Origin of the sequence: Streptomyces sp. NPDC050535 (assembly GCF_044457665.1) — a bacterium.
In the GTDB taxonomy this organism is placed as follows: domain Bacteria; phylum Actinomycetota; class Actinomycetes; order Streptomycetales; family Streptomycetaceae; genus Streptomyces.
On record NZ_JBITHE010000001.1, the window covers coordinates 31,255 to 52,654 of the forward strand.

Annotated in this window: 22 protein-coding genes; 11 read left to right on the forward strand and 11 right to left on the reverse strand. The window is 70.1% G+C overall.

Features of this window, described 5'->3' with window-relative positions; translation table 11 throughout:
• Window positions 1-285 precede the first annotated feature (285 nt).
• Window positions 286-1,410 carry a recombinase RecA gene (gene recA / locus ACIBLC_RS00115; RefSeq protein ID WP_399208279.1) on the forward strand — a complete coding sequence of 375 codons (1,125 nt, stop codon included), beginning with the start codon at window positions 286-288 and terminating at the stop codon, window positions 1,408-1,410.
• Window positions 1,411-1,413: 3 nt separating this feature from the next.
• Window positions 1,414-2,301 carry a recombination regulator RecX gene (gene recX, locus ACIBLC_RS00120; protein ID WP_399208280.1) on the forward strand — a complete coding sequence of 296 codons (888 nt, stop codon included), beginning with the start codon at window positions 1,414-1,416 and terminating at the stop codon, window positions 2,299-2,301.
• A gap of 267 nt (window positions 2,302-2,568) precedes the next feature.
• Here recX and ACIBLC_RS00125 read toward each other — a convergent pair whose 3' ends face one another.
• The 8 genes from ACIBLC_RS00125 to ACIBLC_RS00160 all read right to left on the reverse strand — a co-directional run bounded on the left by ACIBLC_RS00125 (window position 2,569) and on the right by ACIBLC_RS00160 (window position 9,044).
• Window positions 2,569-2,985: a rhodanese-like domain-containing protein gene (locus ACIBLC_RS00125; protein ID WP_399209236.1), complete on the reverse strand. Its 417-nt coding sequence runs from the start codon at window positions 2,983-2,985 to the stop codon at window positions 2,569-2,571.
• Entirely contained in the window at window positions 2,976-3,503 is a 528-nt protein-coding gene (locus tag ACIBLC_RS00130; protein ID WP_399208281.1) for a cysteine dioxygenase, read from the reverse strand. The genes ACIBLC_RS00125 and ACIBLC_RS00130 overlap by 10 nt, the downstream gene beginning before the upstream one ends.
• A gap of 75 nt (window positions 3,504-3,578) precedes the next feature.
• Window positions 3,579-3,764 (reverse strand): putative leader peptide, encoded by a 186-nt coding sequence (locus ACIBLC_RS00135; RefSeq protein ID WP_399208282.1) that lies wholly within the window; start codon window positions 3,762-3,764, stop codon window positions 3,579-3,581.
• Between the two features lie 2 nt (window positions 3,765-3,766).
• Window positions 3,767-5,446 carry an FAD-dependent monooxygenase gene (locus ACIBLC_RS00140; protein WP_399208283.1) on the reverse strand — a complete coding sequence of 560 codons (1,680 nt, stop codon included), beginning with the start codon at window positions 5,444-5,446 and terminating at the stop codon, window positions 3,767-3,769.
• 193 nt (window positions 5,447-5,639) lie between these two features.
• Window positions 5,640-6,539, reverse strand: coding sequence for an amino acid ABC transporter permease (locus ACIBLC_RS00145; protein WP_399208284.1), 900 nt, complete (start codon window positions 6,537-6,539; stop codon window positions 5,640-5,642).
• The gene (locus ACIBLC_RS00150) at window positions 6,536-7,201 is read right to left on the reverse strand and encodes an amino acid ABC transporter permease (RefSeq protein ID WP_399208286.1); all 666 of its coding nucleotides are present in this window, start codon (window positions 7,199-7,201) and stop codon (window positions 6,536-6,538) included. Before ACIBLC_RS00150 ends, ACIBLC_RS00145 begins: the two co-directional genes overlap by 4 nt.
• A gap of 75 nt (window positions 7,202-7,276) precedes the next feature.
• Complete coding sequence (locus tag ACIBLC_RS00155) at window positions 7,277-8,119, reverse strand: glutamate ABC transporter substrate-binding protein (protein ID WP_399208287.1); 843 nt, start codon at window positions 8,117-8,119, stop codon at window positions 7,277-7,279.
• Between the two features lie 148 nt (window positions 8,120-8,267).
• A complete protein-coding gene (locus tag ACIBLC_RS00160) occupies window positions 8,268-9,044 on the reverse strand; it encodes an amino acid ABC transporter ATP-binding protein (protein ID WP_383679314.1) in 777 nt (258 codons plus the stop codon).
• A gap of 307 nt (window positions 9,045-9,351) precedes the next feature.
• Here ACIBLC_RS00160 and ACIBLC_RS00165 point away from each other — a divergent pair, with 307 nt between their 5' ends.
• Both ACIBLC_RS00165 and ACIBLC_RS00170 read left to right on the forward strand, forming a co-directional pair.
• Window positions 9,352-10,038 (forward strand): response regulator transcription factor, encoded by a 687-nt coding sequence (locus ACIBLC_RS00165; RefSeq protein ID WP_399208288.1) that lies wholly within the window; start codon window positions 9,352-9,354, stop codon window positions 10,036-10,038.
• 9 nt (window positions 10,039-10,047) lie between these two features.
• On the forward strand, window positions 10,048-11,454 hold the full coding sequence (locus ACIBLC_RS00170; protein ID WP_399208289.1) for an ATP-binding protein: 1,407 nt from the start codon (window positions 10,048-10,050) through the stop codon (window positions 11,452-11,454).
• A 62-nt stretch (window positions 11,455-11,516) separates the two neighbouring features.
• On the opposite strand, the gene ACIBLC_RS00175 is transcribed toward ACIBLC_RS00170, so the two are convergent.
• Window positions 11,517-12,515, reverse strand: a complete 999-nt coding sequence (locus tag ACIBLC_RS00175) for a TAXI family TRAP transporter solute-binding subunit (protein WP_399208290.1) — start codon at window positions 12,513-12,515, stop codon at window positions 11,517-11,519.
• A 199-nt stretch (window positions 12,516-12,714) separates the two neighbouring features.
• On the opposite strand from ACIBLC_RS00175, the gene miaB reads away from it, so the two are divergent.
• From miaB to ACIBLC_RS00190, 3 genes are all read left to right on the forward strand, one after another.
• Window positions 12,715-14,241, forward strand: a complete 1,527-nt coding sequence (gene miaB / locus ACIBLC_RS00180) for a tRNA (N6-isopentenyl adenosine(37)-C2)-methylthiotransferase MiaB (RefSeq protein WP_399208291.1) — start codon at window positions 12,715-12,717, stop codon at window positions 14,239-14,241.
• 69 nt (window positions 14,242-14,310) lie between these two features.
• Window positions 14,311-14,577 carry a hypothetical protein gene (locus tag ACIBLC_RS00185; protein ID WP_383679329.1) on the forward strand — a complete coding sequence of 89 codons (267 nt, stop codon included), beginning with the start codon at window positions 14,311-14,313 and terminating at the stop codon, window positions 14,575-14,577.
• A 162-nt stretch (window positions 14,578-14,739) separates the two neighbouring features.
• Entirely contained in the window at window positions 14,740-15,474 is a 735-nt protein-coding gene (locus ACIBLC_RS00190; protein WP_399208292.1) for a class III extradiol dioxygenase subunit B-like domain-containing protein, read from the forward strand.
• Window positions 15,475-15,589: 115 nt separating this feature from the next.
• Here the strand turns inward: ACIBLC_RS00190 and ACIBLC_RS00195 are convergent, their stop codons facing one another.
• Both ACIBLC_RS00195 and ACIBLC_RS00200 read right to left on the reverse strand, forming a co-directional pair.
• A complete protein-coding gene (locus ACIBLC_RS00195; RefSeq protein WP_399208293.1) occupies window positions 15,590-15,853 on the reverse strand; it encodes an antitoxin in 264 nt (87 codons plus the stop codon).
• A 23-nt stretch (window positions 15,854-15,876) separates the two neighbouring features.
• The gene (locus tag ACIBLC_RS00200; protein ID WP_399208294.1) at window positions 15,877-16,131 is read right to left on the reverse strand and encodes a hypothetical protein; all 255 of its coding nucleotides are present in this window, start codon (window positions 16,129-16,131) and stop codon (window positions 15,877-15,879) included.
• Between the two features lie 183 nt (window positions 16,132-16,314).
• On the opposite strand from ACIBLC_RS00200, the gene miaA reads away from it, so the two are divergent.
• The 4 genes from miaA (at window position 16,315) to ACIBLC_RS00220 (ending at window position 21,347) form a co-directional block, all read left to right on the forward strand.
• The gene (gene miaA, locus ACIBLC_RS00205; RefSeq protein ID WP_399208295.1) at window positions 16,315-17,253 is read left to right on the forward strand and encodes a tRNA (adenosine(37)-N6)-dimethylallyltransferase MiaA; all 939 of its coding nucleotides are present in this window, start codon (window positions 16,315-16,317) and stop codon (window positions 17,251-17,253) included.
• A gap of 108 nt (window positions 17,254-17,361) precedes the next feature.
• Window positions 17,362-17,871 carry a hypothetical protein gene (locus tag ACIBLC_RS00210; protein WP_399209237.1) on the forward strand — a complete coding sequence of 170 codons (510 nt, stop codon included), beginning with the start codon at window positions 17,362-17,364 and terminating at the stop codon, window positions 17,869-17,871.
• A gap of 268 nt (window positions 17,872-18,139) precedes the next feature.
• The gene (dapF, locus tag ACIBLC_RS00215) at window positions 18,140-19,009 is read left to right on the forward strand and encodes a diaminopimelate epimerase (protein ID WP_399208296.1); all 870 of its coding nucleotides are present in this window, start codon (window positions 18,140-18,142) and stop codon (window positions 19,007-19,009) included.
• A 169-nt stretch (window positions 19,010-19,178) separates the two neighbouring features.
• A complete protein-coding gene (locus ACIBLC_RS00220) occupies window positions 19,179-21,347 on the forward strand; it encodes a RelA/SpoT family protein (RefSeq protein ID WP_399208297.1) in 2,169 nt (722 codons plus the stop codon).
• Window positions 21,348-21,400: the final 53 nt, after the last annotated feature.

The following is a 21,400-nucleotide window of genomic DNA, read 5'->3' on the forward strand; positions in this document are numbered from 1 at the left end:
CATCTGGTGAACCGGTTGCCCGGGTGGGTCGTGAGGTCATGGGTTCAGCCGGTGCCGGAGCGCGAACACAGTCTCGGTGATGCCGCGTGGTGCGCTTGACACCAAAATCGAACATCCATTCTGATGGAGTCTCCGGCGAAGTTCTCGACGGGGATTTCGGCACGGTTTTCATGGAGATGTGCCCGAGTTATCCACAGGCCGGACGGGCGTCGGGACGCATTGTCAGTGGCAGGCGTTAGCGTCTTTGACGTGAAGCGATCGACTCAAGCAAATCGGGTGGAACCCATGGCAGGAACCGACCGCGAGAAGGCGCTGGACGCCGCACTCGCACAGATTGAACGGCAATTCGGCAAGGGCGCGGTGATGCGCCTGGGCGAGCGGCCGAACGAACCCATCGAGGTCATCCCCACCGGGTCGACCGCCCTCGACGTCGCCCTCGGCGTCGGCGGACTGCCGCGCGGCCGAGTGGTGGAGGTGTACGGCCCGGAGTCCTCCGGTAAGACGACGCTGACTCTGCACGCGGTGGCGAACGCGCAGAAGGCAGGCGGCCAGGTGGCCTTCGTGGACGCCGAGCACGCCCTCGACCCCGAGTACGCGAAGAAGCTCGGCGTCGACATCGACAACCTGATCCTGTCGCAGCCGGACAACGGCGAGCAGGCTCTGGAGATCGTGGACATGCTGATCCGCTCCGGCGCGCTCGACCTGATCGTCATCGACTCCGTCGCAGCCCTGGTGCCGCGCGCGGAGATCGAGGGCGAGATGGGCGACTCGCACGTGGGTCTGCAGGCCCGGCTGATGAGCCAGGCGCTCCGCAAGATCACCGGTGCGCTGAGCCAGTCCGGGACCACCGCGATCTTCATCAACCAGCTCCGCGAGAAGATCGGCGTGATGTTCGGCTCCCCGGAGACCACGACCGGTGGCCGGGCGCTGAAGTTCTACGCCTCGGTGCGGCTCGACATCCGGCGCATCGAGACACTGAAGGACGGCACCGACGCGGTCGGCAACCGCACCCGCGTCAAGGTCGTCAAGAACAAGGTCGCGCCGCCCTTCAAGCAGGCCGAGTTCGACATCCTCTACGGGCACGGCATCAGCCGTGAAGGCGGCCTGATCGACATGGGCGTGGAGAACGGCTTCGTCCGCAAGGCCGGCGCCTGGTACACGTACGAGGGCGACCAGCTCGGCCAGGGCAAGGAGAACGCGCGCAACTTCCTCAAGGACAACCCCGATCTCGCCAATGAGATCGAGAAGAAGATCCTGGAGAAGCTGGGCGTCGGTGTGAAGGCGGAGAAGCCCACCGCCGAGCCGGGTGCGGACGCGGCGGTCTCGGCCGCGTCGGACGAGGCCGCGAAGACGGTGCCCGCTCCGGCGGCCAAGGCCTCCAAGCCCAAGACCGCGGCGGTCAAGGGCTAGCCCATGACGCGACGAACCGACTGGGCCGAGTACGCCTACCCTGCCGCCCCGGAGGGGCAGGGACAGGCGTACGACGGGGGCGTGGGTGGCTCGGCCGGAGACGCTGACAGGGCGTACGGCGCTGGGGCGGCCGGCGTGGGCGGGTTCCACGGCGGCGATCCGGACGACAGAGGATCGTCGCCGGACAGCGGCTCGCGGGGCGGTGAGGAGCTGCCCTGGGGAGACGGTTCGCCCGGCGGCGGCTCGCGCCGGGGCGGTGGCCGGCGCGGTGACGGCGGGACGCGTGGTGGACGAGGGCGTCGGCGGCGTGGCGGTTTCGGTGAGCCGTCCGGCGACCCACAGGACGGAGGTGCCCCTTCCTCGTCGAGGGCCGAGAAGGGGGAGCCTCCAGCGGACCCGGTTGAGCGGGCGCGGGCGATCTGCCTTCGCCTGCTCACCGGGACCCCGCGCACGCGGAAACAGCTCGCGGACGCGCTGCACAAGCGCGAGATCCCCGACGACGCGGCGGAGCAGGTGCTGTCACGCTTCGAAGAGGTCGGCCTGATCAACGACGGCGCCTTCGCCGAGGCCTGGGTGGAGTCCCGGCATCACGGCCGGGGCCTGGCCAGACGGGCGCTCGTGCAGGAGCTGCGGACCAAGGGCGTGGACCCGACGCTGATCGACGAGGCGGTCGGACAGCTCGACTCCGAGCAGGAGGAGACGACCGCACGCGAGCTGGTCGCCCGCAAGCTGCGCTCCACGCGCGGCCTCGACCGGGACAAGCGGCTGCGGCGCCTCGCGGGGATGCTCGCCCGCAAGGGCTACCCCCAGGGCATGGCCCTGCGAGTGGTTCGCCGGGCGCTGGAGGAAGAGGGCGAGGACACGGAAGGGCTTGAGGACGAGGGGTTCTGACTCCGCGGGGCTCTGGAGCGGTGGAGCGCTCCTGTTGCCGCGGCGACCCGGATCGCCGCAGGGCAATCCGGGCCCGGCCAACTCCTGCACACCGAGCCTGCCTCAACATCCTTGACCCAAGGAGTAAGGGCCAGTACGCAATAGTGGGCGCCCCTTACGTCAGCGGGTGCCCACACCGACGTACGGCCTGGACCAACAGAGGCGCCCACGTCGGGCGTTCGGCCGAGATCAACAAGGGGCGCCCACATCGGCGTACGCCCTGGACCGCTACTCCGTCACCGGAAAACCGGCCGCCTTCCATGCCTGGAAGCCGCCGATCAGATCGGTCGCCCGGTGCAGTCCCAACTGCCGCAGGGACGCGGCCGCCAGGCTCGACGCGTACCCCTCGTTGCACACCACCACGACCCGCAGGTCATGACTCGTGGCCTCCGGGGCGCGGTGGCTGCCCTGGGGGTCGAGCCGCCACTCCAGTTCGTTGCGCTCGACGACGAGGGCGCCGGGGATCAGGCCGTCGCGCTCGCGCAGGGCGGCGTACCGGATGTCGACCAGGAGGGCCTCGCCGGTCCTGCCGGCGGCGTACGCCTCCTCGGCCTCCACACGGTCGAGTCCCTCGCGGACCTGGGCCAGCAACTCGTCGATGCCCAACGCACCTTGCTCCACCGGGCGTTGAGTCGTCACTGCCAGTCCTCCGGGCGCTCGACCTGCTCCAGGCGCAGCACCTGGCCGGTGCGGCTGTAGCGGCGGATCCGCGGCAGGGGCGGGTAGTAGGCGTGGACGGAGATCGCGTGCTCCTCGGTGGACTCGTTGAGCACCTCGTGCACGTGGTGGCGGCCGAAGGAGCGGCCCTTGCCGGCCGTCAACCGCCGCTCGCGGTCCACCCCTTCGGTGAGTTCGAGGGTCTTCCAGCCATCGGTGGGCAGCCGGGCGGCGAGCGAGTACTCCTTGAGTTCGCCCGACGCGGTGAGGAAGGCGCCGACCGAGTCGGCGTGGTCGTGCCAGCCGGTTCCCGTACCGGGCGGCCAGCCGATGAGCCAGGCCTCGCTGCCCCCGGGGCCTTCGAGACGTACCCAGGTGCGGCCCTCGGGATCGAGCGGCAACGAGGCGATCAGCTCGGTGTCGGCGGCGCTACGGCGCACGAAGTCGAGCAGCTCGGCCTGGGTGGGAGCTTGCGTGGGCGCGGAAACAGAAGATGACACAGACACACGTACCGTCCTGAGGGTTTCGCCTGGGAGCCCGCGGCCGTCGAGAGGCGGCTCACGCGGGAGGAAGGATGCGAATCAGCAGGACGGGTGACAGATGCAGCCCGCGTAGCGGACCAGGTCCATATGGACCCTCCGCCACAGGTGCACACAGGTATCGGTCACGATCCGGAGTACACCATGGTGGTGGAGAGGGGTCAACTGACAGTCACTATGTGGACCGCCAGGTCCGCGGTCGCTCGAGCCGGGCTCGCGCGACCGCATGATCAACCCGTGCTCGCCGTCGCCTCGGTCTTCGACGGTCCACCCACCGTCGCCTCGGCCGCGGCGTACAGATCGGCCGGGCGCACCCCGCTCAGCGCGGTCACCAGATGCCCGTCGGGGCGGATGAGCAGCACCGTGTGCGCGGCCGCCCCCGGGTAACTCTCCGCGACCAGAAGCTCGGCCGGATGCGGCAGCGCGGTCACGGCGGCCGCGAGCCGGGGCATGATTCCGGCCGTCACCCAGTGCTTGCGCTCCCACACGCCGGTACCGGGTGCGATGAGCACGACGAGCAGCACCCCGCGCCCGAGCCGCTCCCGCAGCGGCACGAACGAGCCGTCCTCCGCCGTCACCCGTACGTCGACGACCGGGGAGCCGGGCGCCGTGTCCACCGGAGCCTGCGCCTCGGCGTACGGAGGCGCGAGCGGCGAGTCGGCGTACGACCCCGGCGCGCCCAGCGGGCCTTGCCCCAGGTGACCGTCCGTGAGCAGTGCGTCGTGTCCGCGGGCCGTCCCGGGGACGTACGAACGCAGCCCTCCGCCGCCGCGCAGCAGGGGCAGTGACTGGTCGGCGGCGCGCAGCCGGGCCGCGACGACCGCGCGCCGCTCGGCCTGGTAGCTGTCGAGCAGCGCCTCGTGCGGTCCGTGGTGCCAGGCCAGCGCCAGTTTCCAGGCGAGGTTGTCGGCGTCCCGCAGTCCCTCGTCGAGGCCCTGGGTGCCGAGCGCGCCGAGCAGATGGGCGGCGTCCCCGGCGAGGAAGACACGGCCGGACCGCCACCGGCGGGCGAGGCGGTGATGGACGGTGTGGACTCCGGTGTCGAGCAGCTCGTACGGCGGGGTGGTTCCCCCGCTCCAGCCGCCGAGGGTCTCCCGGACGCGTGCCACCAGCAGATCGGGTGTGACCAGGTCCTTGCCCGGGGGCAGCAGCCAGTCCAGCCGCCACACGCCGTCGGCGAGGGGGCGGGCGGTCACCTCCCCTGCCGAGGGGCCCGATGTCCGCCACGGCGGCGTACGGTGCAACAACGCCTCGCCGGGCCAGGGAAGTTCCGTACGCAGTGCCGCGACGGCGTGTCGCTCGACGGCGGTACGGCCGGGGAAGCGGATGTCCTGGAGTTTGCGCACGGTGGAGCGCGGTCCGTCGCAGCCGACGAGGTAACTGCCGCGCCACCAGGTGCCCTTGGGGCCTCGGGTGTGCGCGGTGACGCCCGTCGTCTCCTGTTCGAGGGAGTCGAGGCGGCTGTCCGAGACGATTCTGACGAGCCGCTCGCCTGCCAGGGCCCCGCGCAGGGCGCTGGTCAGGACGTGCTGGGCGAGGTGCAGCGGGGCGCTGAACGGCTCGGCGTCACCCGGGAAGTCCGCGGCGGCGGGAGTTCCCGTACGGTCCGTGCCGTCCACGCTCTCCGCGTCCTCGGAACCCCCCGCACCGAACCTGATCTCGCGCATCACCTGCTTGCGCCGCATCGACCGCCATCCGGCCCAACGGAAACCGGCCTCGGAGATCGGGAAACCGGTAAGCCGCTCGATGAGCGCGGCGGTGTCCTCGCGCAGCACCACCGTTCGCGCGGGCCGCTGTTCTTCCTTGCCCGGTCCCTCGTCCAGGACCACGGAGGGGACCTCGTGGCGGGCGAGCGCAAGGGCGAGCGTGAGCCCTACGGGCCCCGCCCCGACGATGATCACCGGGTCCACGGCGCGGTGCCCCCTGCCCGGAGCGGTGTCCTGAGGGATGTTTGGGAACAGGCAGTTGGGGCGGGGTGCACGATCACAGAACGTATGCAACCCATTGCCGGTGCTTGCGTCAAGTGACGGAGGCAGTGGCGATCACGCCACTGCCTCCGGTTGCTCACATCTCGTCAGTTCTCAAGCCGACGAGCTCTTCGGGTCACGGCCCCTTGGTCATGCCCCCGTGCTCACCGGGTGCCGCGAGTTCGTCGACCGCGTCGACGCCGACGACCGCCCCGGTCGACTTCTTCCCCCGCCGCAGCCTCCGCTCCAGCCAGCTCGCGAAGGTCGTGAGGGTGAAGTTGAGAGCGATGTAGATCAGCGCGACGACCGTGAAGCTGGCGATGGTGTTCGCGCCGTAGTAGCCGCTCATCGGGCCCACCGAGGCAAGCAGCTCGGAGAACGTGAGAACGGCGCCCCCCAGGGCGGTGTCCTTCACGATCACGACCAGCTGGCTCACGATGGCCGGGAGCATCGCCGTGACCGCCTGTGGAAGCAGGATGAACCGCATCACCTGGTTCTTGCGCAGGCCGACCGCCATCCCGGCTTCGGACTGGCCTTTGGGCAGCGACAGAATGCCCGCCCGGACGATCTCCGCGAGCACCGAGGAGTTGTAGAGCACGAGTCCGGTGACAACCGCGTACAGCGGACGGTCCTCCGAGCTGACGTTCGTGTACTCGGAGTACAGGGCGACCCCGAAGATCATCAGGATCAGCACCGGGATGGCACGGAAGAACTCCACCACGGTGGAGACCGGGACCCGTACCCAGGCGTGGTCCGAGAGCCGGGCGATACCGAGGACCGCGCCGAGCGGCAGTGCGATGACCATGGCGAGGGCCGCGGCCTTGAGCGTGTTCTGCAGGCCGGGCCAGAGGTACGTGGTCCAGGCCTCGGTGTGGACGAAAGGCTTCCACTTCTCCCAGGCGAGCTGGTCCTTGTCGTTGAGGCTGGTGAACACCCACCACAGGACCGCCACGAACGCGGCCAGAAAGACCGCGGTGAAGAGAACGTTCCGCCGCTTGGCACGCGGGCCCTGGGCGTCGTAGAGGACCGAGCTCATCGCTTAACCGCCACCTTCTTGCCCACCCAGCCGAGCAACAGACCGGTCGGCAGCGTCAGGCACACGAATCCGAACGCGAAGACCGCGGAGATCAGGATGAGCTGTGCCTCGTTCTCGATCATCTCCTTCATCAGCGTCGCCGCTTCGGCGACACCGATCGCCGCGGCCACCGTGGTGTTCTTCGTCAGCGCGATCAGTACGTTCGTGAGCGGGCCGACGACCGAGCGGAACGCCTGCGGCAGCACGATCAGTGTCAGGACCTGGGTGAAGTTCAGGCCGATGGCGCGTGCCGCCTCGGCCTGGCCGACGGGCACCGTGTTGATGCCGGACCGCAGCGCCTCGCACACGAACGCCGCGGTGTAAGCGGTCAGGCCGAGCACGGCGAGCCGGAAGTTGATGGTCTCGAACGTGTCCGCGCCGAGATTGATACCGAGGGTCTGGCTGAGTCCCAGCGAGGTGAACAGGATGATCACGGTCAGCGGGATGTTCCGCACGATGTTGACGTAGGCGGTGCCGAAGCCACGCAGCAGTGGCACCGGGCCGACCCGCATGGCGGCCAGCAGAGTTCCCCAGATCAGGGAGCCGACGGCTGAGAAGACGGTGAGTTTCACCGTCACCCAGAAGGCCCCCAGCAGGTCGTAACCTTCAAGAAAGTCGAACACGATCTCCCGCGCTTCCGCGTGTGGCGATGCCCGGGTGCGCCGCCCTCGTGGGCGGCGCACCTCTCAGGCCCTACGTCATGCCTTGATGTCGCCGATCTTCGGGGCGGGCTCGTTCTTGTAGTTCGCCGGACCGAAGTTGTCCGTCACGGCCTTGTCCCAGGCCTTGTCCGACACCATCTTCTCCAGGGCGGTGTTGATCTTCGCCTTGAGGTCGCTGCCCTTCTTGACGCCGATGCCGTAGTTCTCGTTGGTCATCTTGAAGCCGCCGAGCTTGAACTTGCCCTTGAAGGCTTCCTGCGAGGCGTAGCCGGCGAGGATCGAGTCGTCCGTGGTCAGCGCGTCGATCGCACCGTTCTGGAGGCCGGTCAGGCAGGCGGAGTACGTCGGGTACTCCTGGAGCTGGGCCTTGGGGGCGAGCTTGTCCTTGACGTTCTGCGCCGAGGTCGAGCCCGTCACCGAACACAGCTTCTTCGAGTTGAGGTCCTCCGGCGACTTGATGCTGTCGTCGTCGGCGCGGACCAGGACGTCCTGGTGGGCGAGCAGGTACGGGCCGGCGAAGTCGACCTTCGCCTGACGCTCTTCGTTGATCGAGTAGGAGGCGGCGATGAAGTCGACGTCACCGCGCTGGAGCATGGTCTCGCGGTCGGCGCTCTTCGACTCCTTCCACTCGATCTGGTCCTCCGAGTAGCCGAGCTCCTTGGCGATGTACGTCGCCACGTCGACGTCGAAGCCCGCGTAGCCGTCCGGCGTTTTCTGGCCGATGCCGGGCTGGTCGAACTTGATACCGACGGTGATCTTCTTGCTGCCGCCGGAAGAGGAGGAGTCGGAGTCGTCCTTGTCGTCGGAGCCGCACGCCGTGGCGGTGAGGGCGAGTGCGAGAACGGCGGCCGAGGCGGCGGTGACCTTGCGGAGCTTCATGGTGAACATCCTTTGAGTGGTGAAGAGATGCAGGCCTTAGGAAAGGACCTTCAGTGGTGCAGTTCTTCGGTCGCGACCCTCGGTGGGGCGGGCCTTCAGCAGGTCAGGTCACGGGAAGTGGCCTTCGGTAACGAAGAAGTGCGGGACGTCAGTGGTGCAGGATCTTCGACAGGAAGTCCTTGGCCCGGTCGCTTCGGGGATTGCTGAAGAACTGGTCCGGCACAGCCTCTTCGACGATGCGTCCGTCGGCCATGAACACAACCCGGTTGGCAGCCGAACGAGCGAAACCCATTTCATGCGTGACGACGATCATCGTCATGCCGTCCCGCGCGAGCTGCTGCATGACCTCCAGCACCTCGTTGATCATCTCGGGGTCGAGCGCCGAGGTCGGCTCGTCGAAGAGCATGACCTTGGGGTCCATCGCCAACGCTCGGGCGATCGCCACGCGCTGCTGCTGACCGCCCGACAACTGTGCGGGGTACTTGTCCGCCTGCGTGGTCACGCCGACGCGGTCGAGCAGCGCGCGGGCCTTCTCCTCGGCCGCCTTCTTGTCGGCCTTGCGGACCTTGACCTGGCCCAGCATCACGTTCTCGAGCACCGTCTTGTGCGCGAAGAGGTTGAAGGACTGGAAGACCATCCCGACATCGGCCCGCAGCCGGGCCAGCGCCTTGCCCTCCTCGGGCAACGGCTTCCCGTCGATCGAGATGTCGCCGGAGTCGATCGTCTCCAGACGGTTGATGGTGCGGCACAGGGTGGACTTCCCGGACCCGGAGGGCCCGATGACCACGACGACCTCGCCACGGGCGATCGTCAGGTCGATGTCCTGGAGCACGTGCAACGCGCCGAAGTGCTTGTTGACGCTCTTCAGGACGACCAGTTCCTCGGTCGCGGCCACGGCGTCCTTGGCCACCGATACTTCGGTCATCGCTTTTTGGCTCCGTCCTCGCGGTTTGGGAGGACAGTAGTGACCCCGTACGACCAGCGTCATTACATCTGAGGGGAAATTGAGGATAACGATCCGATAGCGGGCCGCCACTTTGCGTAGCGAGCGTCGCCGGGGCGCGTACCGGCTGGATAACGGAAGACGCGCGCAACCCGAACCCTCTTGACGCCGTCCTTACCTATCAGCGTGACTGCCAGGGTGCACGCGCGCGTGCACCCTGGTTTTACAACCCGACACCGTACGACGGATGATCCGACACCGTACGACCGATGAACCCGAGGGGGCCGGAATGAGACTGCTCCTCGTCGAGGACGACAACCATGTCGCCGCCGCCCTCTCCGCGGTCCTGGCGCGGCACGGATTCCACGTCACGCACGCCCGCAGCGGCGAGGAGGCGCTCCAGGCGCTGGTACCGGAAAGCGACGGTTTCGGGGTCGTCCTGCTCGACCTGGGCCTTCCCGACCAGGACGGCTACGAGGTCTGCGGCAAGATCCGCAAGCGCACCAGCACCCCGGTGATCATGGTGACCGCGCGCGCGGACGTACGTTCCCGGATCCACGGCCTGAACCTTGGGGCCGACGACTACGTGGTGAAGCCGTACGACACGGGAGAGCTGCTCGCCCGTATCCATGCCGTGAGCCGGCGCAGTGTCCCCGATGACGCCTCGGCCTCCGGGGACAGCGCTCTGAGACTCGGCCCCGTGCGCATCGAACTTCCCACCCGCCAGGTCAGCGTGGACGGTTTGGTTGTCCAACTGACCCGCAAGGAGTTCGACCTGCTCGCCCTGCTGGCCCAGCGGCCCGGAGTGGTGTTCCGCAGGGAGCAGATCATCAGCGAGGTGTGGCGGACCAGCTGGGAGGGGACCGGGCGCACCCTTGAGGTGCACGTCGCGTCCCTGCGTTCCAAACTGCGCATGCCGGCGCTGATCGAGACCGTGCGCGGAGTCGGCTACCGGCTCGTCGCCCCCGCGGCGTAGCGGGGACCGTTGCGTACACGTCTCTTCCCGCTGCTCATCGTCCTGATGGCCGCCGTTCTGCTCGCGCTCGGCGTTCCGCTCGCGGTGAGCCTCGCGGCCGCACAGCAGCAGAAGGTGGTCGTCGACCGCATCGACGACACGGCTCGCTTCGCGGCCCTCGCGCAGTACGTCGCCGATCCGTCCACCAGTTCCGTGAGCGGCACCCCTGACGAACGCCGCGAGACCCTGAGCCAGGAACTCGCGCGGTACTTCAGCCTGTACGGCATCCGGGCCGGTGTCTTCTACCGCGACGACGTACCCATGGCCAACGCCCCCGAGAGCTGGCTGCTGCCCGAGACGGGCGAAGGGCGTGACGCCTTCAACGAGGCGCTCGGGAGCCGCCGCAGCCATGACCCCGAGCAGGTCTGGCCCTGGGACCGGCACCGGCTCATCGTCGCGTCCCCCGTCGTCAAGGACGGTGACGTCGTCGCCGTCGTGGTCACCGACTCGCCCACCGGACAGATGCGTTCGAAGACCCTGCACGGCTGGCTGATCATCGGCGCGGGCGAGATCGCCGCGATGCTCCTCGCCCTCGGCGCCGCGCTGCGCCTCACCGGCTGGGTGCTCAAGCCCGTGCGGGTTCTCGACGCCACCACCCACGACATCGCGACCGGACGCCTGAAGTCCCGGGTCGCGGCCGCCGGCGGTCCGCCGGAACTTCGGCGCCTGGCCCGGTCGTTCAACGAGATGGCGGACAACGTCGAGGACGTGCTGGAGCAGCAGCGTGCTTTCGTCGCGGACGCCTCGCACCAGCTGCGCAACCCCCTCTCGGCGCTTCTGCTGCGCATCGAGCTGCTCGCTCTCGAACTCCCCGAGGGCAATGAGGAGATCGCCTCGGTCCGCACCGAGGGCAAGCGCCTCGCCCATGTCCTCGACGACCTCCTCGACCTGGCGCTCGCCGAGCACGCCGAGGCGGACCTGTGTCTCACCGACATCGGCGAACTCACGGCCGAGCGGGTGGCGGCGTGGGGACCGGTCGCCGACAGCAAGGGCGTCCGGCTCGTCGGCACCTGCCCGGCCACCACCGCCTGGACCGATCCGGTCACCCTGTCCAGTGCGCTGGACGCGGTGATCGACAACGCACTGAAGTTCACGCCCGAGGGGGAGAGCGTCGAAGTGAAGGTCGCCTCGAACGGCGAGTCCTCGACCGTCGTGGTCACCGACGGCGGCCCCGGCCTCAGCGACGAGGACCTGGCCCGCATCGGCGACCGCTTCTGGCGCAGCGCCGGGCACCAGAACATCAAGGGTTCGGGCCTGGGCCTGTCCATCTCCCGCGCGCTGCTCACCGCCGCCGGGGGCTCCATCGCGTACGACCACCACGAGCCGCACGGCCTGAAGGTGACGGTGCGGGTGCCGAGGTCACGGACCGGCCTGTAGGACCGCGGCCGGCTCCACGGGTCCCCACACGGACGGTCTGCCGGCCGGCCGGAGACAGGCGGCTACGGCTTGACCGACCGGTAATACCGCCGCGCGCCCTCGTGCAGCTGGAGCGGATCCGTGTAGATGGCCGTCCGAAGGTCCACCAGTTGCGCCGCGTGCACCACGCCGCCGATGCGGTCGCGGCTGTCTATCACCGTGCGGGTGATCTCCTCGGTGAGTCTCGCGTCCGTGTCCTCCCGCGTGACCAGGAGGTTCGCCACCGCCACCGTCTGCACGGACGAGCCGAGCTGGGCCCTGGGATAGGCGTCGGCCGGCATCACCGCGGCCCGGTAGTAGCGGGAGGCGCCGCCCTGCTCGTGCAGCTTCGCGATCAGGCCGGTCCCTATCGGCACCAGCCTGATGTCGTAGGACTTGGAGAGCTCGAGCACGGCACTCGTCGGCAGACCGCCGGACCAGAAGAAGGCGTCGATCTGGTGGCGCTTGAGCTTCTCCGGCATGGTGCTGATGCCGTCGGCCAGTGGGTCGATGTCCTTCACCGGGTCGAGTCCGGCGGCCTGGAGGACATGGTTCGCGATCAGCCGGACCCCGGAACCGGTCGGCCCCACGGCGACCCGCTTGCCCCGCAGGTCGGCCACGGACCGAACGGACGACGTGCGCGGGACCACCAGGTGCACATAGTCGTCATAGAGCCGCGCGCAGCTCCGCAGCATGTCCGCTCCCGGCTTGCCCTGGAGCTTGTACGTCTCCACCGCGTCGGCCGCCGCGACGGTGAAGTCGGCCTGCCCCGTGGCCACCCGGCGGACGTTCTCCTGCGACCCGTCGCTGTTCTGGAGCCGTACGTCCAGACGCGGCATGTCCTTGCCGAGGGCGCCCTGGAGGAGCTCGCCGTACTTCTGGTAGACACCGGTCGGCGTACCGGTGCTGAACGTGATCCTTCCGCCGGGGGACTCCTCACCCACCGGCAGCAGCCACCACAGCAGCAGCCCGAAGACCGCGAAACCGGTGGCCGAGCCGAGCAGCGCGCGGCGCCTGCCGATGTGGGGGAGTGCCTGGAACATGCGCGCGATCCTGCCAGCCCGGACGCCGGTCTGACCAGGGCGGAGCCACGGACCGTGCGCGTGGGACGGTGCGAAACCGCACGCCGGGCCGCTGCCAGGGCACCGCAAAGCCGCGTCGGCCTGGACCGGGGCACCCCTCCCGCACGGCTGGTCTCCGCGCGCGGCGGAGGCTGTCCGAGGTACCGCCTACCCTTGTCACATGAGCAGCAGCGACCGGAGCCAGGCAGTGGACGTTCAGGAAACCAAGACGTACGAAGTACGCACCTACGGGTGCCAGATGAACGTCCACGACTCCGAACGGCTCTCGGGGCTCCTTGAGGGCGCCGGTTATGTGCGCGCGCCCAAGGACGCGGACGGCGACGCGGATGTCGTCGTCTTCAACACCTGCGCGGTGCGGGAGAACGCCGACAACCGGCTGTACGGCAACCTCGGCCGCCTCGCCCCGATGAAGACGAAGCGCCCCGGCATGCAGATCGCCGTCGGCGGCTGTCTCGCGCAGAAGGACCGCGACACCATCGTGAAGCGCGCCCCCTGGGTGGACGTCGTCTTCGGCACGCACAACATCGGCAAGCTGCCGGTTCTCCTGGAGCGCGCCCGCGTACAGGAAGAGGCGCAGGTCGAGATCGCCGAGTCCCTGGAGGCGTTCCCCTCCACGCTGCCGACCCGCCGCGAGAGCGCGTACGCCGCCTGGGTGTCCATCTCAGTCGGGTGCAACAACACCTGCACCTTCTGCATCGTCCCGGCGCTGCGCGGCAAGGAGAAGGACCGCAGGACCGGCGACATCCTCGCCGAGATCGAGGCCCTGGTCGGCGAGGGCGTTTCCGAGATCACACTGCTCGGGCAGAACGTGAACGCCTACGGCAGCGACATAGGCGACCGCGAGGCCTTCAGCAAGCTGCTCCGCGCCTGCGGCGCGATCGAGGGCCTGGAGCGCGTCCGCTTCACCTCGCCGCACCCGCGCGACTTCACCGACGACGTGATCGCCGCCATGGCCGAGACGCCGAACGTGATGCCGCAGCTACACATGCCGATGCAGTCCGGCTCGGACACGGTCCTCAAGGCGATGCGCCGCTCCTACCGCCAGGAGCGCTACCTGGGAATCATCGACAAGGTGCGGGCGGCCATCCCGCACGCGGCGATCACCACCGACATCATCGTGGGCTTCCCCGGCGAGACCGACGAGGACTTCGAGCAGACCCTGCACGCGATCCGCGAGGCCCGCTTCGCGCAGGCGTTCACGTTCCAGTACTCCAAGCGCCCCGGCACGCCGGCGGCCACCATGGAGGGGCAGATCCCCAAGGAGGTCGTCCAGGCGCGCTACGAGCGTCTCGTCGCCCTCCAGGAGGAGATCTCCTGGGACGAGAACAAGAAGCAGGTCGGCCGCACCCTGGAGCTGATGGTCGCCGAGGGCGAGGGCCGCAAGGACGGCGCCACGCACCGCCTCTCCGGCCGCGCCCCCGACAACCGCCTGGTCCACTTCACCAAGCCCGACGCGGACGTCCGCCCCGGCGACGTCGTCACCGTCGAGATCACCTACGCCGCCCCGCACCACCTCCTCGCCGAGGGCGCCACCCTGAACGTGCGCCGCACGCGCGCGGGGGACGCCTGGGAGAAGCGGAACGCCGCCGCGGCGGCGAAGCCGGCGGGCGTCATGCTCGGCCTGCCGAAGATCGGCGCCCCGGAGCCGCTGCCGGTCGCCGTGGGCAACGGCTGCGGCAGCGCCTGACCACGCCGCCCGCCCGGCAGCGGGTACGGGCCGGGACTGTGAGTGGCACGCGACGGGAAGGAGTTCCCCATGCCGTACAGCGTGGAATTCACCGAGCGCGCCGCACGCGTCCGGGACAGCCTCCCCGCCGAGCGCGGGGAGGTGCTGGAACGGGGCCTGGCCATACTGCTCGCCGATCCCCGGCACAAGCTCTCGCACGCGGTGGGCGGCGACGAGGCGACCCGCGAGGTGGCCCTGTCGCGCAGCCTGTTCATCGAGTACGTCATCAGCGACGGCAAGCTCGTGGTGCTCGTCCTCACGGCGATCGACCTCACGCACGTACTCATCGAGGAGTGACGTCCCGCTCGCCTCGCCGACGCGCGACGCGGCCCCGGCAACGAGCTGTGCGGCGCTCACCGACCAGCGGCGCGGCCCTCGCCGACGCGTGACGCGGCCCTCGCCGACGACGGACGTCCCGCCGCTGAGACGTTCACCGGCGCGCGGACTACGCTGCCGATCATGCTTGTAGCCGCCGCAGTCTGCCCCTGTCCGCCGCTGCTCGTGCCGGACGTCGCCGTCGGCGCGGCGCCCGAGCTCGACGTCGCGCGAGCCGCCTGCACGGACGCGCTGGGGCTGCTGGCCGCCTCCCGCCCCGACCTGCTGGTCGTCGTCGGCCCCGCCGAACAGCGCGGGCGCGGTCCGCACCCCGCGGGAACCAGGGGCTCCTTCCACGGCTTCGGCGTGGATCTCGACGTACGCCTGGGAAGGGCGGACCCGGCAAGTGACGCGTCGCGCCCACGGGAGTCCGGGCGTGAGCTGCCGCCCTCGCTCGCCGTCGCCGGGTGGCTCCTGGACCGTACGGGCTGGTCCGACGCCCCCGTCGAGGGTCTCGGCGTGGGGGAACCTCTCGCGGCCGAGCGGTGTATCGAAGTAGGGGAGGGAATCGGCGCCCGGGCCGGACGGGTGGCGCTGCTGGTGATGGGCGACGCCAGTGCGTGCCGGACGCTCAAGGCGCCCGGCTATCTCGACGAGCGCGCGGCGGGCTTCGACGCGGAGGCGGCGCGTGCGCTGGGGGCGGCGGATGTGGCCGCCCTCAAAGCGATGGACGCGGAGCTGGCGCAGGAGCTCAAGGTGTCCGGGCGGGCCCCCTGGCAGGTCCTCGCGGGCGCGGCGGAGGGTGCGGGCCTCGGCGGGGCGCTGCTGTACGAGGACGCGCCGTACGGGGTGGGCTACCTGGTGGCGGCCTGGTCGTAGGGCCGATCACCGGGGGCCTGTTGACGCGCCCCGGAGCCCTCGAGAGCAGCTCCCACGAACACGGCCCGACGGCCGGAGCCCTGGAGGCCTCCGGCCGTCCGCCGAGGTGTTCTGCTCAGGAAGCGGCGGGCGGAGACGGTGTGTCCGCCGGAGGTGTGGTGCCGCCCCCGTCCTTCTGCGCGAGGCGGTTCACGGCACCCTTCGCCTTGCCCGTGCCTGTCTCGATCTTGTCGCTGTACTTGTGCTTGGTCTTCTCGTCGACCACCTTGGCGGCCTTGTCGAGACCCTGACCGACCTTGTCCCCGTGCTGCTGTGCGAGGTCCGAGACCTTGTCCTTGGCAGGCGCCAGCTTGGCTTTGAGATTGTCCAGGAGACCCATCGTCCACCTTCCCTCGCGGGCAGTTACGTGCGGGCGCCCTCGCCGGCCTCGCTGTCGGCGGCCATTCCGGCGGTCTGCTGCTTGGGGATCTCGACGTCCTCCGTGTCCGCGGTTCCGGCGGTCTCCGCCGTCACCTCGGCCTCGGTCTCGGACGAACCCTTCGCCTCTTCCGCCACCCCCGCCGCGGTCTCGGCCGTCAGCGTGCCGGCCTGCGCCTCAGCGGTTGACGCCTCCTCCGTAGCCTTCGACCTCCGGAGAAACCGTGCAAAAACGCCCATATCCGCTCCATACGTTACTCGTGAGGGCGAAATCCCGCGTTGCCCGGTGCGTCCCATTGCGTCGCCCGGGTCACCGGTGCTGCAAAACCGGCGGCCGGAACCTCAGAACAGGGAACGACCTCGGAGTTTTACCGTTACGTAACTCGTTCGAGGATAGGTCTCCAGGTTTGCGAGACTGGGACGGTGAGAAGCGCACCCCCCACTCCCCGGGTCATCGCCGTCGTCGGACCGACCGCGGCGGGAAAGTCCGATCTGGGCGTTTTCCTCGCTCGCCGCCTCGGAGGCGAGATCGTCAACGCCGACTCCATGCAGTTGTACCGAGGGATGGACATCGGCACCGCCAAGCTGACGCCCGAGGAGCGCGGCGGGATCCCGCACCACCTCCTGGACATCTGGGACGTGACCGTCACGGCCAGCGTCGCCGAGTACCAGCGGCTCGCCCGCGACCGGATCGACGCCCTGCTCGCCGACGGCCGCTGGCCCGTCCTGGTGGGCGGTTCCGGGCTGTACGTCCGCGGAGCCGTGGACCATCTCGAGTTCCCCGGCACCGACCCCGAGGTGCGGGCCCGGCTGGAGGACGAACTCACCCTGCGCGGTTCCGGTGCGCTGCACGCGCGGCTGGCCGTGGCCGACCCCGAGGCCGCGCACGCGATCCTGCCCAGCAACGGCCGCCGTATCGTCCGCGCCCTGGAGGTCATCGAGATCACCGGCAAACCCTTCACAGCCAACCTGCCGGGCCACGACTCCGTGTACGACACCCTCCAGATCGGCGTCGACGTGGCGCGCCCCGAGCTGGACGAGCGCATCGCGTGCAGGGTCGACCGGATGTGGGGCGCGGGGCTCGTCGACGAGGTGCGGGTACTGGAGGCGCAGGGGTTGCGCGAAGGGCGCACGGCCGCGCGCGCACTCGGCTATCAGCAGGTACTCGCCGCGCTCGCGGGGGAGTGCACCGAAGCGGAGGCGCGCGCCGAGACCGTACGTGCCACCAAGCGCTTCGCGCGCCGCCAGGATTCATGGTTCCGGCGCGACCCACGGGTGCATTGGCTAAGTGGGGCGGCGGCGGATCTCACGGAACTCCCGCAGCTCGCAATGGCGTTGGTCGAACGACCGGTCACAGCCTGATCACGTCATGGCATCGGGACGCTCCGGCCGTCATCCCGGCCTCCGGCGCCGTGCCATCATCGAGCTTCGATCGACCAGTGAAAGTCCGAGTTGGGAGGGCGTGTGGCGATGGAGGCCGGCCCTCGTGACACCGCACGAGACACTGAGCACGGTATCGATCCGGACGGCGATCGCCTGAACCTGGACCCGGACGGAGAACCGCTGATTTCCGACGGCCCCGAGGACACCCCGGACGGTGTGATCGCCGACGGACCCGGGCCCGGCGAGATGTCACCCGAGCCCGAGGTCGAGGTCGAGCTGCGTCCGCAGCGCCGGCTGCGCATCTGGCAGCTCGCGCCCATCGTGGGCCTGGCCGCGATCGGCTCCCTGATGTTCGCCTTCCCGCTGGCCTTCGAGTTCGGCGACGGCGGCGCCGTGGTCGCCATGCTCGGACTGCTGATCTGCTCGTGCGCCGCCGGCTGGGGAATGATGGCCGCCCGCCGCGTCGGCCACACCTGGCCGGGCTTCCCGCAGCGCGGTTCGGGCCGCGGCCCCGACTGGCGTGTGGTGATCGCGTACGTGGTGCTGGTCGCGGCCGTGGTGGTGCTCGCCGTGGGGCGCGTGGCGCGGCTGCGCTGAGGTGTCCGCACGGGCGTGACTGTGACGGGGCTGACGTACCTGCACGGGCATGACCGCGGCTGGCCTGACGTAGCCGTACCGGCGTGGCCCTGGCAGTGCATCCCGTACCGGCGTTTCCGCGGCAGCGCACCCCGTACCGGCGTGACCCGGTGGCCCGCCGGTCGAGCGTGACCCGGCTGTTCGGGCGCCGTCGGCGTTGCGCTGGGCCCTGGCCGCACCGACGCCCCACGCGCGCCGGAGTGTCGGACCGAAGCCGTACGATCGGGGAATGAGCACGCCGATCGCCTTCCTCAAGGGCCACGGGACCGAGAACGACTTCGTGATCATCCCGGACCCGGAGAACACCCTCGAGCTGCCCCCGGCCGTCGCCGCCGCCCTGTGCGACCGCCGCGCGGGCATCGGCGGAGACGGTCTGCTGCATGTCGTACGGTCCGCCGCGCACCCCGAGGCCCGGGAGATGGCGGCCGAGGCGGAGTGGTTCATGGACTACCGCAACGGCGACGGGTCGGTCGCGGAGATGTGCGGCAACGGAGTGCGGGTGTTCGCGCGCTACCTCCAGCGGGCCGGACACGTGACCGAGGGCGAGATCGCGGTCGCCACCCGCGGGGGCGTGAAGGCGGTGCATCTCGCCAAGAACGGTGACGTGACCGTCGGCATGGGCAAGGCGCTCCTGCCCGAAGGGGACGTCACGGTGAGCGTCGGCGGGCACAGTTGGCCCGCGCGCAACGTCAACATGGGCAACCCCCACGCGGTCGCCTTCGTGGACGATCTCGCGGACGCCGGCGATCTGTACTCGCCGCCGCCGTTCAGCCCGGAGTCGGCGTACCCGGACGGGGTGAACGTCGAGTTCGTGGTCGACCGGGGCCCGCGGCACGTCGCCCTGCGCGTTCACGAGCGCGGCGCCGGGGAGACCCGCTCGTGCGGCACGGGGGCGTGTGCCGTGGCCGTCGCCGCCGCCCGCCGCGACGGCGCCGATCCGGCCGTGACCGGCACCCCCGTGACGTACACCGTCGACGTCCCGGGCGGACGCCTGGTGATCACCGAGAACCCGGACGGCGGGATCGAGATGACCGGACCTGCCGTGATCGTGGCCGAAGGTGAGCTTGATGGCGAATGGTTCGAAACCGTAAACCCCTGAACCTTCGCTCGAATGGGTGATCCGTTTCACGCTCGGCGAGAGGCGGTCGGCCGCACGTGGTGGGCTCGGTAGCATCAAGCACCGGCCCGGACGGGGGATCGACACCATCCCCTGAGCCGTGTACGCCATGGGGCACCCGTCCGCCGGTCTTACGCAGCCGGAGGTGCCCATGAGTGCGGAGGCGACGAATCCCGCGACGCCAGGCCCTGTAATGCCTTCCCCCAAGCTCTCGGCCCCGGTCGAGCAGGGGGGAGCCCCAGCGCACCGCAGGAAGGGCCTTCCGCGGATCGACCTGCGCCGACTGGGCCGGGCGGCGCTGCTCGGCCCCGCGGCCCGCGACCGGCTGCCGGACGCGATCGGTCATGTCGCCGAGGCACACCGCGCCCACCACCCCAGCGCCGACCTGGAACCGCTGCGCCGGGCGTGGGTGCTCGCCGAGTCCTCGCACCGCGGCCAGATGCGCAAGAGCGGCGAGCCGTACATCACGCATCCGCTCGCCGTGACCCTGATCCTCGCCGAACTCGGCGCGGAGACCACGACGTTGACCGCTTCCCTCCTCCACGACACGGTCGAGGACACGGAAGTGACCCTCGGTCAGGTGCGGGATGAGTTCGGCGAGGAGGTCCGTTACCTGGTCGACGGCGTCACCAAACTGGAGAAGGTCGACTACGGGGCCGCCGCCGAGCCCGAGACCTTCCGCAAGATGCTCGTCGCCACCGGCAACGACGTCCGCGTCATGTCGATCAAACTCGCCGACCGGCTGCACAACATGCGGACCCTCGGTGTCATGCGCCCCGAGAAGCAGGCGCGAATCGCCAAGGTCACCAGGGACGTTCTGATCCCGCTGGCCGAACGGCTGGGCGTCCAGGCGCTCAAGACGGAGCTGGAGGACCTCGTCTTCGCGATCCTGCGTCCCGAGGAGTACGAGCACACCAGGGGACTGATCGACGACAACGCGGCACGCGACGGCGATCCGCTGGCGGAGATCGCGGAAGAGGTGCGCGGGGTCCTGCGCGAGTCGGGTCTTCAGGCCGAAGTCGTCATCCGGCCACGGCACTTCGTGTCCGTGCACCGCAGGTCACGCAAACGCGGTCCGATGCGCGGAGCCGACTTCGGACGGATCCTGGTCCTGGTGAACGAGGACGCCGACTGCTACGGGGTCCTCGGCGAACTGCACACCTGTCTCACGCCGGTGGTCTCGGAGTTCAAGGACTTCATCGCCGTCCCCAAGTTCAACCTCTACCAGTCGCTGCACACGGCCGTCGCGCGCGGCGACGGCGAGATCGCCGAAGTCCTCATCCGCACCCACCAGATGCACAAGGTCGCCGAGGCCGGGGTCATCGCGCTCGGCAATCCGTACGCCGCTCCCGCCGAGGAGCAGGCGGAAGGTTCCGTGGACGGCGAACGCGCCGACCCCACCCGGCCCGGCTGGCTCTCCCGGCTCCTCGACTGGCAGGCGGGCGCCGCGGATCCGGACACCTTCTGGTCCACGTTGCGTGAAGACCTCGCCCAGGACCGGGAGATCACCGTGTTCCGCGCCGACGGCGGCTCGTTGGGCCTTCCGGAGGGCGCCAGTTGCGTGGACGCCGCGTACGCGCAGTACGGGGACGACGCGCACGCCTGCATGGGCGCCCGCGTCAACGGCCGCCTGGCGACGCTGAGTACGGTCCTGCGGGACGGCGACACCGTGCAGCTCCTCATGGGCCAGGACCCGGCCTCCGAGCCCTCCAGGGAGTGGCTGGAGCACGCGCACACGCCGGCCGCGCGGATCGCCATCCAGCGCTGGCTGGCCGCACACCCCTCGCCCCGCGACGCCGAGCCCCCCGAGGCTCCCGCGGCCGCTCCCCGCCCGACCGCGGAGGGGCCCTCCGTCCGCCCCGGTGCGGCGAACGCCGTCGTCGACCAGTCCGGCGCGTCCGTACGGCTCGCGGGCTGCTGTACGCCCGTACCGCCCGACGACGTGACCGGCTTCTCGGTACGCGGGGGAGTGGTCACCGTCCACCGGGTCGAATGCGCCGCCGTGGACACCATGAAGAGCGTGGGGCGCGCCGAGGTCGGGGTGAGCTGGGGCGACACCACCGAGTGCCGCGTCACGCTGGTGGCCGAGTCCTTCGGGCGCCCGCATCTGCTCGCCGATCTCACCGAAGCCATCGCCCTGGAGGGTGTCGCCATCGTCTCGGCGACCGTCGAGCCGCCCAGCCAGCAGCGGGTACGGCACACGTACACACTCCAACTTCCGGACGCGGCGCACCTTCCCGGGCTGATGCGGGCGATGCGGAACGTGGCGGGCGTGTACGACGTGAGCCGGGCGCGGCACCAGGCGGCGGCCGCGCAGTAGGGGGACCCTTTCGGGTGGACCGGGCGCGCGTCGTCACCGCGGGGCGGGTGCGC

Excerpts from the sequence above, each read along its gene's own strand:
- ACIBLC_RS00175 (WP_399208290.1), bottom strand. The coding sequence starts at position 12,515 with ATGTTCCAGGCACTCCCCCACATCGGCAGGCGCCGCGCGCTGCTCGGC.
- recA (WP_399208279.1), top strand. The coding sequence starts at position 286 with ATGGCAGGAACCGACCGCGAGAAGGCGCTGGACGCCGCACTCGCACAG.
- ACIBLC_RS00190 (WP_399208292.1), top strand. The coding sequence starts at position 14,740 with ATGCTTGTAGCCGCCGCAGTCTGCCCCTGTCCGCCGCTGCTCGTGCCG.
- ACIBLC_RS00135 (WP_399208282.1), bottom strand. The coding sequence starts at position 3,764 with ATGCGGTCGCGCGAGCCCGGCTCGAGCGACCGCGGACCTGGCGGTCCA.
- ACIBLC_RS00195 (WP_399208293.1), bottom strand. The coding sequence starts at position 15,853 with ATGGGTCTCCTGGACAATCTCAAAGCCAAGCTGGCGCCTGCCAAGGAC.
- dapF (WP_399208296.1), top strand. The coding sequence starts at position 18,140 with ATGAGCACGCCGATCGCCTTCCTCAAGGGCCACGGGACCGAGAACGAC.
- ACIBLC_RS00155 (WP_399208287.1), bottom strand. The coding sequence starts at position 8,119 with ATGAAGCTCCGCAAGGTCACCGCCGCCTCGGCCGCCGTTCTCGCACTC.
- ACIBLC_RS00160 (WP_383679314.1), bottom strand. The coding sequence starts at position 9,044 with ATGACCGAAGTATCGGTGGCCAAGGACGCCGTGGCCGCGACCGAGGAA.
- recX (WP_399208280.1), top strand. The coding sequence starts at position 1,414 with ATGACGCGACGAACCGACTGGGCCGAGTACGCCTACCCTGCCGCCCCG.
- ACIBLC_RS00200 (WP_399208294.1), bottom strand. The coding sequence starts at position 16,131 with ATGGGCGTTTTTGCACGGTTTCTCCGGAGGTCGAAGGCTACGGAGGAG.
- ACIBLC_RS00220 (WP_399208297.1), top strand. The coding sequence starts at position 19,179 with ATGAGTGCGGAGGCGACGAATCCCGCGACGCCAGGCCCTGTAATGCCT.
- ACIBLC_RS00185 (WP_383679329.1), top strand. The coding sequence starts at position 14,311 with ATGCCGTACAGCGTGGAATTCACCGAGCGCGCCGCACGCGTCCGGGAC.
- ACIBLC_RS00165 (WP_399208288.1), top strand. The coding sequence starts at position 9,352 with ATGAGACTGCTCCTCGTCGAGGACGACAACCATGTCGCCGCCGCCCTC.
- ACIBLC_RS00210 (WP_399209237.1), top strand. The coding sequence starts at position 17,362 with ATGGAGGCCGGCCCTCGTGACACCGCACGAGACACTGAGCACGGTATC.
- miaB (WP_399208291.1), top strand. The coding sequence starts at position 12,715 with ATGAGCAGCAGCGACCGGAGCCAGGCAGTGGACGTTCAGGAAACCAAG.
- ACIBLC_RS00145 (WP_399208284.1), bottom strand. The coding sequence starts at position 6,539 with ATGAGCTCGGTCCTCTACGACGCCCAGGGCCCGCGTGCCAAGCGGCGG.